Here is an 18930-nt window from a genome sequence, read left to right as displayed (position 1 = left end):
CATTTTAAAAAAAGGGAATAGAGTAAAACCCTAATCCCTTTTTACGCTTTATGGCAGTAACGCGGTCATTTCATTGTAAGTTTCCGGGCGGCGGTCTCTATAAAACTGCCACGTATCGCGAACTTCGCGAATCATCTTTTTGTCCATCACACCGATGACGACCTCATCTTTGTCACGACTTCCCATCGCAACAAAGTTACCTCTTGGGTCCACTAAATAAGACTGCCCATAAAACTCTCCCATGTTCCACGGAGCTTCATATCCGACCCGATTGATGGCAGCGACATAATATCCGTTTGCCACTGCATGAGCAGGCTGCTCTAGCTTCCATAAGTATTCGGAAAGACCAGCTACCGTCGCCGATGGGTTAAAAACAATTTCAGCACCTTTTAATCCTAAAATTCTTGCCCCTTCTGGGAAGTGGCGGTCATAACAAATATAAACACCGATTTTGGCAAATGCCGTATCAAATACCGGGTATCCTAAATTCCCTGGTTTGAAATAAAATTTTTCCCAAAATCCACATCCTTCGTTGCCTACGCCGACATGCGGGATATGCTGTTTCCGATATTTCCCCAAGTATGTGCCATCTGCGTCAATGACAGCGGCTGTATTATAATAAGTAGCAATTCCCTCTCTTTCATAAATCGGCAGAACAATGACAACACCTAATTGTTTCGCCAGCTCCTGAAACATTTTCGTCGTCGGTCCGTTTGGAATTTCTTCTGCGGCATCATACCATTTTGTGTTTTGTTCCGCACAAAAATATGGACCGTAGAAAATTTCTTGCAAACAGATGATTTGCGCTCCCCGGTCTTTTGCCTCTTGCACCAATTTTATATGTTTTTCAATCGCCTTTTCTTTATGGACTTCCACCGGCTCATCTCCATGAACATCATGTGACGCTTGAATAAGACCGATTGTTACTTGATCAGCCATCTCTCAACCCCTCGCTTTTCTATATTTTCAAATCTAATGAACCTCTCCCACCTTCATTCCATGAAGAGGTGGGAGTTTCTTACCATCTCCACCAAAGAAGCTTCTGCGCAGAAGAAGGAGGTCTCCTTCCACTCGATGCCTGGCATCGGAAGTCTTCTTGATGGGTCTAGTAAGCAACATCGGCACTACACCGATGGGGCGGTCCAACCCTTCTACTACTTCTTGCTTACGCAATCCGTAGATACGTCAGATTCGTTTGTACGTTCCAGTGTTTGAAGATGCCGTTCAGCGTTTTGCTTAAGATATTTCGCGCTCCATGAACGCCACGATGTTCCTCATATCCACACCGGCACATAAACAGGCGGGAAGGCACTTTTTTTCTCTTTTGGCAGACAGGACATGTCTGGCTCGTATACGTGTTCGTTTTTGGAAATCAAAAACTTCCCGATTCCTCTCCCTCCTTCACTCCGTTTAGAGGAAGGGAGACTTCTCGGGAAAATGTAAAAAGTAAGCTTTTTTAATAGAAATAAAACACTAAAAAGATAACACCTCCCCATCTTGGTTGATGGAAGACTAAAAAATCCGAACTTTAAGAATATTTTATCTATAGTAAATAAGCTTTTCATTATACACTTTGTTAAATAAGTGAAGAAATTTGTTTTTCATTATGTAAAAACCTACTGTTAACATAATTGACACTACCGCATTCATTTGCGACCAATATGTAGTTTCTTTTGAACAAGAAATAAAAGACAAGGGAACACGTTACCCTATTTTTGATAAGGTTCTACCCTGAAATAACTGTGGATCACTTTTGAAGTTATTTCATTCATCGATATGCCAATTCTGTTAAATAACTTGCCAGCCAGCGCTTGTTCCAGTAACAGACGGGCGGTTTGCTTGTTTGTCCCCTGAATCTCCTCAAATCATTCATCCTGCACATACTTTGGTGCGGCATCTAGGATATTTACAAATCGTCAAATAGATAGCCTGTTTTTGTTTACATTTTGTCTAATGATATGCAACTGCTTCCCAACATAAACTAAGTATAAACCATTTATCTAATTATTCAGATTATTTTGTAATAAACTTTTTTCAAGGAGGGGATTTTTTTGGCAAGACAGGACACAGGTCTACAAAAGGGATTAAAGGAACGCCACATGACAATGATCGCAATAGCTGGGGTTATAGGAGCCGGACTTTTTGTGGGAAGCGGCGCAGTCATTCATTCTACAGGCCCTGGGGCAATTGTTTCCTATGCATTAGCCGGCTGTTTAGTAGTTCTTGTGATGAGAATGTTAGGAGAAATGGCTGCAGCTAATCCTACTAGCGGCTCTTTTTCAGCATATGCACACGATGCTATTGGACCTTGGGCCGGATTTACCATCGGATGGTTATATTGGTTCTTCTGGGTAATCGTTATTGCTATCGAAGCTAATGCTGGTGCTGCCATCATTCAATATTGGTTTCATGGCATTCCAATATGGCTATTAAGTTTAATTCTCACCGTATTGTTAACTCTTACAAACATTTGGTCGGTTAAATCATACGGGGAATTTGAATACTGGTTTGCGTTAATTAAAGTATTAAGTATCATTTTGTTTTTAATTATCGGGGGCGCTTTCATACTTGGAATTTATCCAAGCAGCAGCCCAATTGGCTTGAAAAACCTAGTCGGAAATGGCGGATTTATGCCGCATGGCATCAGTTCCATCCTTTTAGGAATTGTCATTGTTATTTTTTCGTTTGTAGGAACAGAAATCGTTACAATTGCCGCCGGAGAATCCGCTGAACCGCAGAAAGCAGTAACTAGAGCAATTAAGTCTGTCCTGTGGAGAATCCTAGTTTTTTATATCGGTTCGATCGCTGTAGTAGTAACTTTATTGCCTTGGAACTCCGCAAGCGTTTTAAAAAGCCCCTTTGTTGCGGTGTTAGAGCACGTTGGCATACCAGCCGCCGCACAAATCATGAATTTTATCGTATTAACAGCCGTTTTATCTTGTCTAAATTCAGGGCTATATACTACCTCAAGGATGCTTTATTCCTTAGCGGAAAAAGGAGAAGCGCCACGACGATTCCTCAAGCTAAACAAAAACGGTGTGCCAGCTCAAGCTGTTATTGCCAGCACATTCTTTGGGTACATAGCGGTGATCATGAATTACATTTCCCCAGATAAAGTGTTTCTATTTCTCGTTAACTCCTCGGGAGCTATTGCCCTGCTTGTATATTTAGTTATTGCGGTTTCACAATTACGCATGCGGAAAAAACTTGAACAAAACAATCCTGAAGCATTAAAGATCAAAATGTGGTTATTCCCGTATCTAACCTATTTGACCATCTTCGTTTTATTAGTAATACTTATCTCCATGTTATTTATCAAATCTATGGTTTCCCAATTACTATTAACACTCTTAATCACTGCTATAGTGATTATTTCTTATTTCGTATTTGCCAAAAAACGCTTAAATGGCAGCTATAACAAACAAGCAGCGCCGCTCGTGAAAGACTAATATAACACTGACTAAACAGTTCACCTGTTCGCCATTTTCCTAGGGTGGTAATCCTCTGCAAGTAGACAGCGAAAAAAAGAGGACATTGGATATGATGTTCTCAACAGTCTACTTGGAGGGGATTTTTTATGGTAAAGAAAGGACAACCTAGCACACCCAAAAACGATGGAACAGGCGCATCAGGCGATGGAAGAGTATATTCATTTTTACAATCACAGCCGTTTCCAAGAAAAATGGAACGGCCTTTCCCCGGTTGAATATCGAGAAAAGGCCGAAGCTTTATATACTCTTTTTTTCATTGTGTACTTGACAGGGATATGTGCACTGTCACTGTCCGTCATCTTTTCCGTTCCAATGCATATTCTTTTATCGTTGCAACGATTTGTTCGAAAGAGTAACGATGATTCACTACATCGACGACAAATTCGATCGCGTCGTCTTGCGGCATATGAAAATCATATCCGTTATACTTTAAAAATTGAATAAGGGATACAAAGGCGGTCCGCTTGTTTGCATTGTGAAAACAATGATTCTTCGCTAACAATTCGAATAATGCAGCCGCTTTTTCGAAAACGGTAGGATAAGCATCCTGTCCAAAAACGCTTTGCTGCGGGCGATATACGGCGGATTCCAACAAAGCGGGATCTTTAACTCCTTTTTGTTCCTTTGGAGAATATCTTTCCATAATGACAAAATGAATCGCGATAACTTCTTTGACCGTTAAATATCTCATCGCTCCACAAGTCCCTTAATCGTTTTATCATATTCCTCCAGCGTTTCATTTAATATTTCAAAAAAATCCTCGGAAATCCCTTTTGGCAAATCCACTTTTTTGCTTTTTTTGATTACAATTTGATCCCCTTCTAACTCCATTTGGATTTCATCCCCTTGATGGATACCAAGTTGATTTAAAAATTCAGCAGGAAAAGTAACACCTAGAGAATTACCGATTTTCAACACTTTTCGCTCTGCGCTTAACACCAATCTCACCCTTTGTTATATTTGTTATAACTATTATAACAAAAGTTAACGTTATTCAAAAACCCATTTTTTCATAAAGAAAAAACTACCCTAACTCTTCAGAACACGAATCTTAAACAAAAAAGCAGGGAACAGATGTATTCCCTACTTCCTTTCACACACATCTCATTGCCGATCCAAACCAATCAACCTCACAAAAACAGCCTAACCAACTAATCTTGAAGCAAACGCCGTTTTCCACTCAAATACTGTTCCGCCTCTTTCGGAAATACCTGTGACACATGAATGAATTTCCAGCGGCCAGAGTTTGGTGTTTTGACAATGTTTCCGCGAATGATCATTCCTGCTTTTGCATAAGAACGAACAAACGGAGTGATGGATATCGTATATTGCTTTCCGCTTTCTGCATGTTTACACCTCATCATCGCAGCGGAGACATCAATGATTTGAAACAGGCCGCTTACTTGATGGTTCGCTAATGCGTTTTCGACTACATCTCTTTCTATTTCCTGCAACCAATAATGGTATTTTCTAGCTGTATACGGAACATATAAATCTAGCAAACGAATCGCGTCATATATTTCTTCTTCCACCACCTGAATGATGGAGCGAACTGTTTTATCATGATTCGTTCCATATCGCGCGTCAACCCACTTTGCCAACGCTTTTATCACGCTGAAAAACGACTTCGCTTGATTGATGCTCGCATCACCGTTCGTTTCTAAATAATGATAAACAATGCATTGCTGCCAATGATCTTTTGTGATGCTTGTCCAAGCCGAAAGGCGAGACTGTAACAAATATTGAGCAATAATAGATAATCCCGTCCGATATTTCGATACCGTCGCTTCTGATTTTCCTCTCGTTTTTTCGATAAAAAACTCCGCTATATCTTTGCCAAAGAAAGAATCCATCCATTCAAGCGGTAGGTCATATTGCTCATATTGTTCCATTTCATGTGTTCGCTGCTTCTCCAGCAATCGCGTCTTTCGTTTTTCCCCTAACGTGACAAATGGAGATAAAGGAAGACCAAACTCCCGGCGAATCGTATTAAAATCGACGGTAACCGGGCATTCTAGCCGCTCAGCGTTTATAAAACTAATATACTCGCGTTCTTGCAGCCATCGCTCGACTTCTTCTTTTTTCCCTTGTTTCACCATTTGCATCACGTTTTTTCCGTTCCATTCCTCTTGCGGAGCGTGTAATGACTGATAAATATCTAGCGTTTGATTCGCCAGTGCACCAAAATAAAGCGGCACATTCTCTCCTAACTGTATCGCGTAAGAGCGAAATTCGACGTTTTTCGGCACGTCCAATTTGCGTACCGTTTTTTTGATAAAGCGAACAAGAGCCTCCGCTTTCTCCATCACTTTCATAAACGATTCTACCGCATCTGGCAAAAGGGTTACAAACTTTAGATAATTTTTATTTATTTCTATAAACCCTAACACTTCGCGCATATATACCGGACTTGAAGCCAGATTGTCCTCATATATATACTGCCTACCGGCAAAACTTAACTTTGTTATCTTTCCTTTCTGTTCATCCACGATAACGACGTCTTGTTTTTCTAAAAAACGAACGAGCTTTTTTCCATCATCCACTTCATAATGCAATGTCACTTCATCGATCTTCGTCATTTCGCGATGCTGAATATCATATGGATCCATTAATTCATTCACAATTTCTAAAAAGCAGGTCATCGCGATTTGTTCATACGATCGTGTCGTTTCTGACATCAATTGATTGATCTTTGCATATGCGCGCTTGATTCCTCGTGGTCCTTCAATGATTGCTACTCCATGAACATAATAACCTTCATCAAACGGCTCAAGCAGACAAAACGTTCCTCCCCACGGTACGGGCTCACTCATCGTTTCACAAAATGGCATATGAAACCGTTCATGCGTAAACGCATCTTCCGCCGTTACCCCACTTTCATCCATATCCACGAATTGAATAAGCCGAGGAACAAGTGACACCCACGTTTCAAGCAGCCGCACTTTCTCCGCCTTTAAGCCAGTTTTTTTCTCTTGATAAAACCATTCGACACCGCGCAATCCGTTGTCAAATCGATGGAAAAATAAATACCAAAGACGAAACAAAGGTCCGAGCATATCGCTATTTTGCGTTGAGTTAATTTTTTGACCGAACACTGCTTCCGCGCGCAGTTTTTCCGAAAAAGGCAACGATCGCTCTAAAAATTGGTAAATTTCTTCCGACAACTCGTATTTTAATCGAAAAAAGCGCTCCTCTCTCACTTTTCGGATTCCTACAACAACATCCTTTGCCATACAACACTTTTTATACTTTTTCCCGCTTCCACAAGGACAAGGATCATTTCTTCCTACTTTCATTTCTTTTCTCCTTATATTTAATAGTAAATAAGCAACAATCATATTATAACCGTTGAACCGTGTCTTTAAGACAAATAAAAAGAAGTTTGATCTTTTCTTCTCCATAAAAGCAGACTCTTAAGAACATCATATCCAATGTCTTTTTTGCTGTCTACTTGTAGGGGATGGTACCAAAAAGCAGAAGCATTTAGGATTCTGCCCTACACCTTTTTCTCTCCATTTGTCTTTTCTTGTCTATATGATCCGGTTATACTGTTTAGTGAGGAGGTGAATGAAGTGGAACAGCAAACGATGTTAAAAGAAATTTTAAAAGCACTCGATCTGTATGCATCTGACTTTCGCTCACAAATCGCTGCATTAAACGAAAAAATCGAAACAATGGACAAAAACGTCGAAGCATTAGATAAAAAAGTTGAAGCACTAGATAAAAAAGTCGAAGCGATGAATGATGAATTTAAAAGAAAGTTTACAGAAATGGACGAGCGGATACAAGAGATGGACGACCGGTTGGAAAGCAGAATCGATCGGCTGGAAAATGAAATGAACGAACGATTTAACCGATTGGAAACAAAAATCGACAACTTGCGCATTGAACTCATCGAAACACAAGAAACCGTCGATTTCCACTCCGCCAAAATCGCCCAACACGAACGAAAAATCCGCAAGCTCTCCCAGCAGCAATAACCTCTCCTAACGCAGTTTCCGTATTCCCGCCACGATGAACTTGCCCCCATCAGTGACAGATGGGGGCGTTTGTTATTCTACAATCAGCCTAAACATGAGCGCATATATGCGTTTATTATAACCGTTATAAGCAAACTACAGATTTAAAATTCCACGTACTAACAGTTTCAATCGTTGAAGAGAAATAGTTTAACATCATTTCAGTGAGCGTTCGATCATAAGAGACAATGAGCTTTACATTTTGATTTTCAATGATTGTTTGACGAATAAGGGAAAGTCTGTTGTTGGCCACTTCATCATAATAATCATTTACAGAACTCCAAAATAGATTCATAAGGTTTTATGCTGTTTTTAGACTGCTTGGGCAATGGCATCATTTCACCAAGAAAATGATTGGAACTTTCTCTCCCTAATTGCTTTGCATAAAAATGTAATCGTTAATATTTTCAACAGTTGCATCCCTTCCTTCGAATTCCAGAATAAAAGCCGCTATATAGCGCCAAACATTAGGGCCTGTCCATGATGATAACGATATATTGTACAAATCTTCCCAAACATGCCGAAAATCCATTTGAAGATGAAACTTTGAGCGAATCTCTAAACTTTGTTCAAGCGTTTTCGTACGGTGTCTCCATATTTCTGCCCCACCTTCTTCAACCCCAAGAAACGAAACCGGGGCATTGACATTTCCGTAACCAATCCAATTATACAAACATGAACGAACTAGTCTCTCAAAAGAAGTTGAAGTTTCCAGCCCTATTTCTTGCTACTTCATTTTGTTACTATCATGGTTCAAATTTGCGCCAGTTTGTATCATTTCAGCACTTTTCCCTGACATAGACATCATGGCAATCTCAATCACTTCCCTTAACTGTTCTTCTGAGAAATTGGCAATTCTTATCCATCCTCGTGGATCAACGTTATATCCTTTTTTCTTTATGATTTCACTATCCATATACTTGCCATTTACATATCCATTTCCACTAGGTGATAACTCCCTAGCTAATACTTTCCCTCTTTGCAAGCTTTCTGGATAAACATAATTTACTCGATTGTTGCTTATAGGCTTTTCTTGTAATTGCTTAAATGACCGAAAAATGGCTTTCTTATGCTCAAAGCTCAGCATGTTCATTCCTCTCCCCCTATATCTTTAATACGATGCTCCTTGTCCAGCGATTCCCGATTCACGGGAAAAAAGCAGGGCTCGCCACATCTTCGCCGTAAGCAGTGTGAAATGGTAATTATGCTCTATCGGCTTGTTTTAAAACTCCCAAATAACCAAATCCTTTTGTACTAAGCAGTTTTCTGCAATAAAAATCTTTACCTTTTTCTCTTTCCCCGTTTCTCTATTTCTCTAGCCCCTGAGCTTGGAACGTTGCCACCCGAATAGGAATTTCTATTATGATCCCCATGCACAGCCTCTCCCTGAGTCCATAAATTGCTTTTGTTTTCCCAGTTCGAGTTTATCCGTCACAAACGCTTCAACTCATGAAACACCGTATCCCTAATGTTCGTTAATGTAATGGATAATAAGTCAATTTCCTTCCAAATAACCTCTTGGATTTTACCATATTTTTCTGAAGCTTTTTCGTTATTTGGAACCGTCTTACGATTTCGCTTCTTTCTCCCTTGACCCAAAACTTAACTATAAACTCGTCTTTTTGCACCTCCAAACTGTTTATGAACATCGTTTGATCAGTTTGAGAAAAAAATACAGCCTTGCCGAAAATCGGATGAATCCCTTTGTGAAAAGGGAGATAACGCAACGTGCCAAACACGTTCGCTGTCAACTGATCTTCAAGCCGCTCGCTTAAATTCGAACTTTCCGATGATATTTTTCCATGTATTTCAGCTAACAAGCTTTCTCCCCCTGTCTATACTTACTGGTTCAATTCTGAATAATCTGCACGCAAATAAATTTTATAGTCGCTTATTTTCAAATTGTATTCTTTCAAAAGCTTAATGATTAAATTACGGAATCCGTTGCTGCTCATCAGTGTTTCGATATAAATTTTTCCTTTTATATCCATTGGTTCTCGCATACCATTTGGGTTGGTGGAAAAATATTTTCTTTTCTTACCATTCATCGCTCCTAGATTTTCAAAGCTTAAAAATTTTTGCTCATCCATTTCCATCAAAATCTCACATGTTTTAATCAACATTTCTTTCCATGTACTCACTTCTATGCGTGGCCCATTATTCATACTGAATGCGCATGGCCGTCGATGTGTATAATCTTCATATAGAGTATGTTCAACATTCGGATCAACGAGATAGTCCGCATAATTCGGCAACGAACGCCTTTCCATTTCACTATCTTTTTCAGTAACATCCATATCTAATTCTTCAATGATTTGCACTAACTGCTCTTCAATTGGAACAATTTTATCAATAAGGTGATTGAGCTCATTCCATTTTTGCAAATCCCTGCGCTGAAACGCCGCGTGGCTTTTCCTAAGTATTTCAGTCAATGTATCGGCCACTGTTTCCTTCAATAATTCCAAACTATCCGATAAATCAATAGCTTTCTTTGGTACTTCCTCTTTAATCATTCGACTAGCTCTTTTACATTCATTTCAATCCCCTCCACTTACGTTACCGTCTTACATCAAATGAACAGAAAATATTAACCTCAATAAATAATATTTTCCAAACCAAATCTTTCTCTTCTTGCTTCATGCCATGCTTCAAGCAGACCCACCGTCCAATGTTCAAAAGCCGATCACGTAGCCATTTAAACCACATTTCGTATTCATACCGATTGTGTAAACGCGATCATAATCCGCTTCCTACTTGGATGATCGAACAGTTGAGCAAACAATACAGTCCATTTTTAAATCGAGATATTTCGTTGTTGTGAGGATCCATCGTGCTGAAGAGTTTGAAAAAAGAAGCAAACGCGATTGTATTAAGGCGAGAAACCGAATAAAAGATCAGAATTTATATTAAGGTTTCTTAATAGAAGGAACAAAGAGAGTCAGGAGGATGGCTCCCGTTTTTAATTTTGTCTGGCTAGTGCAAACGACCCATTATAGATTGCTCAACCGACTTCTTTCGATTATTATCGTATTGTCTTTGCCATCGAGCATATCAGCGCGCTTGCTGCCGTAAATGCGCAGCCATGGAGAGCCTTTGACCGCTTTCACTGACAGCCGCGCCGTTTCGCGAACTTGTTCTTTTTCGATATCCACGCATTCGAGAAATTCGTCCCAGTAGACAATGGCAATCATTTGGTTGTAATCGCTTAACTGCTTCTGGCTACAAATAAAGGCAAAGATTAATGTTTTTTCTTTATTTCCTTGATGAATCTTGGCAATTTCCTCGATCTCGTTGTCGCTAAATGAAAAAGACCATGTAAAATCTTTGGAGCCTGATGGAGTGGTATTGTACTTCGTATAAATGATATAACTCGCTTTATTCGTCATTACTTCATAAATTTGACGATTGTCATTTTCTTTTTCAAACAAAGCTGGTGCAAGTCCCCCATTGACCAACGCAGAAAGCAACGCCCCGTAATAGTAATCCGCTTTGCAAATCGTTGTCATCGCCCCCTCCTTCGTTCCTAGATCAAAAATCTCAGTTAATTCGATTGTACCAATATTTGCAGAAAAATGTTGTCTAATATTGTCAAATAATTTACAAGTTTCCTATGCATAATCAACTAATATACCGGCTGAAAATTCGGGCGATCACAACAAAAAAAGCTGCCCCCTTCATCTTAGGGCAACTTTCTTCGTTGTCAGGTAACAGTCATCCAACCAGCAGGAAAATCTCATTCATCTTTCAATCTTTCCCGAACTTCTTCTTCTGTCAAATCGAGCATATGCGCAATTTCTGTTACACTCATTCCTTTTTCCGACATTTTACGAATAAGATCACGCTCTTTTTGCTTCATTCCTTGCTTAAATCCTTCTTCTAATCCTTCCTTTTTCCCTTTTTGTATTCCTTTTTGCTCATACGAGATCAACAGTTCGAGCACTTGCTCTTTTTCTTTCGTTTCCATTTGATTCACCTCATTTCGTAATCGTTGTTCTTCTTCATCCGACAATTTCACATATGTTTCAAAAAAGCCCATTAACAGCCTCTGCTTTGCTTCATCCAGCTCTAAACGAACTAACATGCGTAAAAACTGTTTTTTCAATTCGATTCGTTCACTTTCAGTATAACCCATTTTGCTTAACAGCGCAGCGGCGATCGGGTTGTCACTGCGAATGTAGTTGCGCCAATTTTGTTTGCGTAGTTCGACGGTGAAAAAGCGGAAGTGAAGGATGTTGCCAAACGGAAGTTGAAGCGTAAACGAAGAGGGTTCGTCGCGGATGGTATCGTAGCTAAAAACGGCAATCGGAACGACATTCGTGCGGTATTTCTCAAACAAGCGGCTGAAGTAAATGAACATCCGTTCAGGAAACGACGGTTGCACGTAGCTTTGATTTTCAATATGGACGATGATCAGCCCGTCTTCCCCTTTTAATTTCGTTTCGACTAACAAATCGACGCGATACTTCTCCCCTGCCGTTACATCGGTGAACAGTTCTTCGGATAAAAAGGACAAATGCTGAAAATCAATATACTCGTACATTTCGGGGAAAAAGAGAAGGATAAACTCTTCAAAAAATGCTTGGGTCAACTCTTTGAACAAGCGGTCATGGCCAACAGCCATACATTCACCTCACATGTGAAAATTCACATACGTTATTTCGACAACATGTGCGAAATTCCTGCATGGGATAAAACAAAAACAGAGAGCCAAGCAATGACTCTCTGCTTCTACAAATTCCAGTAATCCTTAGAGAGTGGCGGGAGAGCAACCATTCCATATCACACAAACGGCAATGCCCGTTCATGCTGCGAACGCGGATGAATCAGCCCGCGGTTATGGAAAGTAGAGCTTAAATCGGCGTAATGGATCGTAATCGGTAAGCGTGTCTTCAGCATAGAATGAATATGCATAAACGATAGCTTATATATATCGGAGACAATCTCATGAATCGATAAACCGTTTGTTTTTTGCACAATTTTAATCGGTTGGGCCATGCCGACTGCCTCTTTCGGGTCCGTCGCACATAAATACGCCATGTTTCCTTTCGAATAATATACCCCTTGCTTTGTCATCCATTTTCGGTTGGAGTAAACAGCCATTCGTCTTCGCGTTTTTTTGATGACTTCCACAAAATCAAAAGGAATTTGAAAAGACCGCAAATAAGCTTGCAAAAACTCTAAATCCTCCCGGCAAGCGCCATCGCGGTGAAAAGTAATATGCCGCGGCTTCGCTCCATATATTTGTTCGTAGCTGTATATGCTTTCATTCACAATCTCTTCCATTGTGGAATTAGCGATTATTTCCCCTGCTTCCGCCGTGGCAACTGATTTTTGTTTAATGATTTTCCCATCGCGTCCAATAACTTGAATGATCCCAGAGGCGTGCTTTCCGTGCTCATGGCTGACATCCAAGCCAATGAAGCAATCTGAATGCATCGGGCTGGCCAAAATCCAAGGCTGAATTCCTGCCTTGGCATAAATCCCCAGCAAAATATTATAGTAGTGAAAGATATTATTTTCCGTAACTAAAGAAGAAGTGAACCCAACAAATTGCGTCATTAAGTCCTCTTTTCCACCAAATTCTCTTTTAATCGCCACATATGCGCGGTCAATATTCTCCTCTGTTCCAATGACCACTACTACCGTTCCGCGGAACTGGTCAGTAATGGATTTCAAATGATACGAGAGGTTATCTTGCTTAAAAAAGTCTTTTGGCAATTGACCGTATAGTTGGCGCGGCTGATCGGAAACATTAAGCTTTACTCCAAGTGCTTCAGACATTGATTCTAGCTTTTTTACAAAACATCCTACTTCTTTTCGCTTTTGTAGGTCATAGTTCAGCTGTGGATCGACGAAATAACTGACGGCTACATTGCTCGGTTCATACACTCCCGACTGCTTGAGCCCTCTATAAATCTCATTTGTTTTATATCCTTGTCCAAACGCCATCAGCGGGGAATCCAGCTCATTAACATCATAGCCTAGATTAACCGCCCGCACATTTTCTTTTTGGAACGTCAACACTTGCTGTTGCCCAAGCAAGCGGAACGTTTCTGTATAAAGCTTAGACATTTTTTCATGCGGCGACAGCTTAATCAGGCGATTCACTTTTTTCATCATCGATGGCAGCAATTGCTCGTATGAACAAGTTAATTTTAGCAAATGGGGCAAATAAGGAAGAAGATGACCGTCTCTGCTTTTTACATGTACGACCGGTGTTTTTTCATGAACTCCTTTTAGCTTCCATCGCTCATTTTTTTCCAAATAATAATCAATAACACTTTGTTGGAGAAACGGACTTTTTTGCCCGGCTGTATAGTCGGCAATTTCTACAAATGTGTAATAGTATGCCCGCCTATTGAATGGGTCGACAACCTCCATTCCTTCTTTGAGAAGCGATGGATCATTATTGATCACATCTTGCAATGTTTTTCGATATTCAAAACGGTGCTGATAATCAAAACCGACGAAAATATCTCCATTTTCTTCGACTGAAAAGGAAATATAGATCGCCGGATGAATGCTAATTTCACCGACATGCATAGACTGTTCATTGGCTAAACGGAATAAGTCGTTATCCATCTTATAGCTGCTTTTACAACGATTCTCTAATTCTTTCTTTAATAATCTTTCCAAAATTGTTCTTTCCATAGGCAAAGAACATTGAATGGGCCGATATTCGTGCTGAATATAACGATGATCTCCCCAATGACAAATCTCTTCAAACGACGCTATATACTGTCCATGCGCCGTCACCGTTATGTACGAATTTAGCTTTCTCAGTTCATAAGCGATTGAGTGGGCATAAGAATATTTTTCGTGCGGATTAGATAAAGGAACCGTATAAAGATGAATGGCAATATCAGACGCTTTTTCATTCGCTTTACATTCAGAAAAATAATAGTGGTTCACAATTTCACCGGCTTTCCAAATTGATCCATTCTATATTATATCATCATCTCTTGCAATTATAGTGAAAATAGTATGACTTGAAACAAAACTCTGAATATATGTTAATAAAAATGCATCTCCTTGGGAATAAGGTAGAAAAACAAGGGTAGACTAAAGATTATCCGAGTTTTCATAAAAATTTCGATAATTATTTAAATTGTTATAAAATAATAGGGGATAATACTAAGAAAAGCGAAGGGGGTTCTTTCATGAGTTCTGGTCAAATCGATATTTCAAAGATGATTGAAGAGGGACAAGAAATAGCAAGCAATCAAAATGAACTTCATACACTTCGCCAACATGAAGATTTATTTGTCTCTACTAAGCAAGATGAAACATATGGTTGGCGCGATCCATTTCAACGGGACTACGCACGTATTCTCCATTCTTCTTCTTTCCGCAGATTACAAGGAAAAATGCAACTTCTTGGTACACAAATAAGTGACTATTACCGTACCCGTCTTACTCATTCTCTTGAAGTTAGTCAAATTGGAACAACTATTTCAAGAAAAATAGAACACGAAGGCACCAAAGTAAATTCAGCATTAGTTGCCATGGCATGCTTAGCACATGATATCGGTAATCCACCATTCGGTCATTATGCAGAAAAAGAACTAAATAAATTAATGAAAGATGATGGAGGATTTGAAGGCAATGCACAGACACTCCGCATTCTTTGCAAATTAGAAAAGAAAAGCTCCCATTATGATGGTCTGAACTTAACAAAAGCTGCTTTATATTCTGTGGTTAAATATGGCGTTTATAATACTTCCGCTTGGCAAATAGAACAGCAGAAATTCCTTTATAAAGAAAATCAACAAAATCTAGAATACCGTGGAAAAATGAAAATCCAGACAATAGAATCGCAAATTATGGAACTTGCAGATGACATTGCCTACTCCACTCATGACCTTGAAGATGGATTAAAATCAGGAATTTTATCGATAGACGCTGTATTAGGACAACTTGAAAATGAAGAATTAAGAAAAGAGTTTCAAGAACTATTACAACAAGCACATAAAAACTGCGGTGCGTCATTTGGTGACGCTGCATTTAAATCGATCACTTCTACATTAATCGATACGTTTATTAAAGACATCGGTGTAGTCGAGTTAACTGAAAAACAACGTCAACGGAAAGGCACCACTTTTAAATACGGGTTAGGATTGCGAACAAAAGCAAAGTTAATGGACGGATTAAAAAAAGCTGTAAGGCATATTCTCATCGAAAAACCAAGTGTAGCGTTGTACGAAATCAGAGGAGCCCAGATAGTCAATCGCTTGTTTGAACTCTTAAATGATGACAAATATGAAAGATTGCTTCCTCCTGAGTATCGTGCCTTAATTCAAAAAGGAGAACCAAAAAAGCGTGTTGTGTGCGATTATATAGCCGGAATGACAGATCATTACGCTGAACAACTTTATAAACAGTATTTTGGAGAGCTAAATTTACAATAAACAAGCGGGCTTAACTCAGCCCGCTTTGTTGATGGCAATTAAGAATTGTAGTGTTTGGCAATTAAGCATATGCATGAATTATTGCATATTTACCGCTTTACATGGAGTGCGGGTATGATAGGCTGATATGCCTTGCAAAGTCCTGTGGCTTGCCCCTTTGCCAGAAAGCATACCCGCAGAGGCTCCTTGTCAAGCGACAAGATATATGAAATTTTATACATATAATTGTATATCCTTATTTGCCATTTAATACATTTTTTAATTGCCAAAAACAGCCCGCTTGTTTGTTAATAATTATTACCATCCACTCATAAGATACTTTTTCGTTTCAGTATTATCTAAAACGGTTGCACAACTTTCCCAATCGACTTTTCCAATTCCTTTTTCATAGCGCAGTTCAAACGGGTGATATTTAGGCACTTCGTCAATGATGCGTTTTGCTTTTTCAATATCATCAAGCGCAACTTGAATCCATACATCTTCAAGAACATCCGGTATTTGCCCAAATAGCATATGGATATTTTCTAATCGTTCGGAAAGAATAGCGTGAACTTTGTCCTCAACGGAATTTTTATATCTCATATTGTAAATATACACCTTATCATTTACCTGGCCAATCCGTTGAATTCTTCCTTTTCTTTGTTCGAGCCTTGTTGGATTCCAAGGTAAGTCAAGATTGATTAATGTACCAAGTGTTTGCAAATTTAAACCTTCAGAAGCAGCATCCGTGCCAACTAAAACCTTCAATTCTCTATTTTTAACCATCGTTTTTAATTGTTCTTTTGTCTTTTTATAAAAAACACCATCTAACCAAATACCAGATTTATCCCCACCAGCGTATATTCCAATCATCGTATTTTTTACATCCTTAGATAATTTTTCCGCCACCCAAAATGCAGAATCGTAATATTGTGAAAAAATGATACATCCTTTTTCTAACCAGTTCTTTTCAACTAGCAGATCATATGTCAATTGATATTTTGGATCGTTTTCTTTATTCGATTGAATTGTTTGTAAAAATTTGTGTAAACACTGCCGTTCTTCATCTGTTAAGTTTTTGATACTGTTTTCATCAAATTCCTCTAGATCTTCACCTTCCCCGAAATCCTCTAAAATATTGCCCCAATTCAACATTTTTATTGCCGTTTGTTCTCCTGCATAAATCGTGCTACCAACACGTTTTAATAATAATGTTTTAATAAAGCCTCCACCTTTAATACGTTTTCCTAATAGCTTAGAAAACTCTTCAGCATAGTTATATGCTTCTTGTAAATAAGGAGGCAACACTAACGCTTCATCATCTTTCTCTCCTAGCAACTCAACCTCCACTTTTTTTAAGTAAGGCTCACCAGTTTCAGGATTTATGGTGTTTTCTAAAAAATCTCTTGTTCTACGAATTATATGCCGAATAAACGGATTATGATTTTGCATAAAACCATCCTCTATAATCCTTCCTATTCTCCTTTGATCAGGACGGCTTAATTTATAATATGCTTCCGGTTTAATAACGAATTCATCATCTTTCATTTCTAAACGCTTTCTAATTGAACCAAAGAGTCGCTCATCTTCCCTAGCTGGCGGAAACGGATTACGAATCCAATCCCAGTTTTCAAAGCTAAAGTTTTCCAATTTTTCCTTTCCCATTATTAAATTTAGTGCGCGCTGAGGATATTTCCTCCACATACTAAATTCGTTGCCTAGTACACTATCATTTTTCTGTGATAAAATGTAAAGAAGATCCCAAGCTTCTATAGGATATAGCTGTACTGGAGTTGCAGTAGCTAACAACATACTTTTGGTCTTTTTTGAAATTTTTAATAAAAAGTCCATTAAATTGTTTGGTTGAGGCTTCTCATTTTCTTTTCCTTGCCCTAAATTCTTTCTTCTTGCCCTGTGCGCTTCGTCCACAATGACACATTCAAATTCCATATTTAACAAATGTTCCAACACATCGGAGTTGGCTGTTATTAATCCTTGAGAAATAATGCCGACTCTACGCGGACATTTTTTTATCCCTTTACTCCCGATAGCTGGATGTTTAATACCGTTCTCATCCACCCATTCTCTGCCTGTCCAAACAGCCGATGGCATATCTAGTAAAGAATGGATTTCCTCTTGCCATTGCCAAAGTAACGTTTTAGGAGCAATGACTAATATTGGTTTATCCCCGTATAGCGCCATTAATTTAGCTGAGAGGGCGAGTTGTACTGTTTTTCCTAAACCAACCATATCAGCTAAAACATATCGCGCTCCATGTGACTTTTTGTGATCATTAAACACTAAATTAACAAAATACTTCTGATGTTCCCACAGTCCGTACTCTTTGCGATATACAGGTGATTCAATCACAGTCGCTGCCGGCTCGGGATTTTTTCGCCATTCATTCACATCATATATGACTTTTCTATTGGCAATCCGGTGAATATCTTCAACAACAAAATCCGATAATGGAACAGCATAAGAGCTATTCCAAAAGTAATCGAATTCTTCTTGCACCCAACGAACAGCTTCTTCGGAGTCATCTTCCCAGAGGATTTCATAATTTAACTTCCAGGCTGAATATGTTTCATTAACGCTACCAATAAACGAAGTTTTGCTTCCATCCGCTAAAGTAATGACTCCAGCTTTACCATGAATTAATCCAAAAACATCATTCGGTACAACTTTAATTTGCATTTTTCCACTTTTAATCAAATGATACAGCTTATTTAATCTATCAGACGCAGATTGGAAAAATTCCTCCGGACGAGAGTTACACCATTCTTTCCGTTGAGCGTTTTTAGCCGCTGTGGCCGTTAATACATCTTCTTTTTTCATCTCCGAATTACAAATAATTCTAATGTTACCCTCAATAGTTTCAATTGCTTCACCGGCAATTTCAAGAATAGAGGAGCTAAAATAGCCCGCTATTCGATCATAGGCTTTAGCTCCTACTAGTTTTTTGTTTAAAAAAGATTCATCTAATTTTTTTCTTCTTGAGGAATATCGATATATCATAGTATACACCTCAAA

General features: G+C 39.0%; 13 protein-coding genes and 2 pseudogenes. 4 read left to right on the top strand and 11 right to left on the bottom strand.

What is annotated here, in order from left to right:
- Window positions 1-48: 48 nt before the first annotated feature.
- Together AC1WMD_RS14670 and AC1WMD_RS14665 are read right to left on the bottom strand one after the other, a co-directional pair.
- The gene (locus tag AC1WMD_RS14670) at window positions 49-939 is read right to left on the bottom strand and encodes a nitrilase-related carbon-nitrogen hydrolase (RefSeq protein WP_494257770.1); all 891 of its coding nucleotides are present in this window, start codon (window positions 937-939) and stop codon (window positions 49-51) included.
- A gap of 226 nt (window positions 940-1165) precedes the next feature.
- A pseudogene (locus AC1WMD_RS14665) lies at window positions 1166-1345 on the bottom strand (zinc ribbon domain-containing protein); the annotation flags it as partial.
- A 706-nt stretch (window positions 1346-2051) separates the two neighbouring features.
- On the opposite strand from AC1WMD_RS14665, the gene gabP reads away from it, so the two are divergent.
- A complete protein-coding gene (gabP, locus tag AC1WMD_RS14660) occupies window positions 2052-3449 on the top strand; it encodes a GABA permease (protein ID WP_494257768.1) in 1398 nt (465 codons plus the stop codon).
- A gap of 147 nt (window positions 3450-3596) precedes the next feature.
- Window positions 3597-3728, top strand: a pseudogene (locus AC1WMD_RS14655) (IS3 family transposase); the annotation flags it as partial.
- Between the two features lie 58 nt (window positions 3729-3786).
- On the opposite strand, the gene AC1WMD_RS14650 reads toward AC1WMD_RS14655, so the two are convergent.
- The 3 genes from AC1WMD_RS14650 to AC1WMD_RS14640 form a co-directional block, all read right to left on the bottom strand.
- Window positions 3787-4182 carry a type II toxin-antitoxin system death-on-curing family toxin gene (locus AC1WMD_RS14650; RefSeq protein WP_494257767.1) on the bottom strand — a complete coding sequence of 132 codons (396 nt, stop codon included), beginning with the start codon at window positions 4180-4182 and terminating at the stop codon, window positions 3787-3789.
- Window positions 4179-4430: an AbrB/MazE/SpoVT family DNA-binding domain-containing protein gene (locus AC1WMD_RS14645; protein WP_043904281.1), complete on the bottom strand. Its 252-nt coding sequence runs from the start codon at window positions 4428-4430 to the stop codon at window positions 4179-4181. The genes AC1WMD_RS14650 and AC1WMD_RS14645 overlap by 4 nt, the downstream gene beginning before the upstream one ends.
- 212 nt (window positions 4431-4642) lie before the next feature.
- Complete coding sequence (locus AC1WMD_RS14640) at window positions 4643-6787, bottom strand: SEC-C metal-binding domain-containing protein (RefSeq protein WP_494257765.1); 2145 nt, start codon at window positions 6785-6787, stop codon at window positions 4643-4645.
- Between the two features lie 252 nt (window positions 6788-7039).
- On the opposite strand from AC1WMD_RS14640, the gene fliD reads away from it, so the two are divergent.
- Window positions 7040-7471, top strand: coding sequence for a flagellar filament capping protein FliD (gene fliD, locus AC1WMD_RS14635; protein WP_494257791.1), 432 nt, complete (start codon window positions 7040-7042; stop codon window positions 7469-7471).
- 766 nt (window positions 7472-8237) lie between these two features.
- Here the strand turns inward: fliD and AC1WMD_RS14630 are convergent.
- From AC1WMD_RS14630 to AC1WMD_RS14610, 5 genes are all read right to left on the bottom strand, one after another.
- Window positions 8238-8603, bottom strand: coding sequence for a hypothetical protein (locus AC1WMD_RS14630; protein ID WP_494257763.1), 366 nt, complete (start codon window positions 8601-8603; stop codon window positions 8238-8240).
- A gap of 748 nt (window positions 8604-9351) precedes the next feature.
- Complete coding sequence (locus AC1WMD_RS14625; protein WP_494257762.1) at window positions 9352-10023, bottom strand: hypothetical protein; 672 nt, start codon at window positions 10021-10023, stop codon at window positions 9352-9354.
- 477 nt (window positions 10024-10500) lie between these two features.
- Window positions 10501-11016, bottom strand: a complete 516-nt coding sequence (locus AC1WMD_RS14620; protein WP_494257761.1) for a hypothetical protein — start codon at window positions 11014-11016, stop codon at window positions 10501-10503.
- A gap of 227 nt (window positions 11017-11243) precedes the next feature.
- Window positions 11244-12131: an Rpn family recombination-promoting nuclease/putative transposase gene (locus AC1WMD_RS14615; RefSeq protein WP_494257760.1), complete on the bottom strand. Its 888-nt coding sequence runs from the start codon at window positions 12129-12131 to the stop codon at window positions 11244-11246.
- 158 nt (window positions 12132-12289) lie between these two features.
- Complete coding sequence (locus AC1WMD_RS14610; RefSeq protein WP_494257759.1) at window positions 12290-14422, bottom strand: Piwi domain-containing protein; 2133 nt, start codon at window positions 14420-14422, stop codon at window positions 12290-12292.
- 248 nt (window positions 14423-14670) lie between these two features.
- Between AC1WMD_RS14610 and AC1WMD_RS14605 the strand changes: the two genes are divergently transcribed.
- The gene (locus tag AC1WMD_RS14605) at window positions 14671-15918 is read left to right on the top strand and encodes a deoxyguanosinetriphosphate triphosphohydrolase family protein (protein WP_494257758.1); all 1248 of its coding nucleotides are present in this window, start codon (window positions 14671-14673) and stop codon (window positions 15916-15918) included.
- A 297-nt stretch (window positions 15919-16215) separates the two neighbouring features.
- Here the strand turns inward: AC1WMD_RS14605 and AC1WMD_RS14600 are convergent, their stop codons facing one another.
- Window positions 16216-18915 carry a phospholipase D-like domain-containing anti-phage protein gene (locus AC1WMD_RS14600; protein ID WP_494257757.1) on the bottom strand — a complete coding sequence of 900 codons (2700 nt, stop codon included), beginning with the start codon at window positions 18913-18915 and terminating at the stop codon, window positions 16216-16218.
- Between the last annotated feature and the right edge of the window lie 15 nt (window positions 18916-18930).

Source organism: Parageobacillus sp. NEAU-HV-2 (assembly GCF_059115485.1).
The sequence above is the reverse complement of the archived record's forward strand: the minus strand, read 5'-3'. Positions and strand labels throughout refer to the sequence as shown.

Bases quoted from the DNA above. Each gene is read 5' to 3' on its own strand.
- AC1WMD_RS14620 (WP_494257761.1), bottom strand. From the start codon at position 11,016: ATGACAACGATTTGCAAAGCGGATTACTATTACGGGGCGTTGCTTTCT.
- AC1WMD_RS14670 (WP_494257770.1), bottom strand. From the start codon at position 939: ATGGCTGATCAAGTAACAATCGGTCTTATTCAAGCGTCACATGATGTT.
- AC1WMD_RS14600 (WP_494257757.1), bottom strand. From the start codon at position 18,915: ATGATATATCGATATTCCTCAAGAAGAAAAAAATTAGATGAATCTTTT.
- AC1WMD_RS14640 (WP_494257765.1), bottom strand. From the start codon at position 6,787: ATGAAAGTAGGAAGAAATGATCCTTGTCCTTGTGGAAGCGGGAAAAAG.
- AC1WMD_RS14605 (WP_494257758.1), top strand. From the start codon at position 14,671: ATGAGTTCTGGTCAAATCGATATTTCAAAGATGATTGAAGAGGGACAA.
- AC1WMD_RS14625 (WP_494257762.1), bottom strand. From the start codon at position 10,023: ATGATTAAAGAGGAAGTACCAAAGAAAGCTATTGATTTATCGGATAGT.
- AC1WMD_RS14615 (WP_494257760.1), bottom strand. From the start codon at position 12,131: ATGGCTGTTGGCCATGACCGCTTGTTCAAAGAGTTGACCCAAGCATTT.
- AC1WMD_RS14630 (WP_494257763.1), bottom strand. From the start codon at position 8,603: ATGAACATGCTGAGCTTTGAGCATAAGAAAGCCATTTTTCGGTCATTT.
- AC1WMD_RS14650 (WP_494257767.1), bottom strand. From the start codon at position 4,182: ATGAGATATTTAACGGTCAAAGAAGTTATCGCGATTCATTTTGTCATT.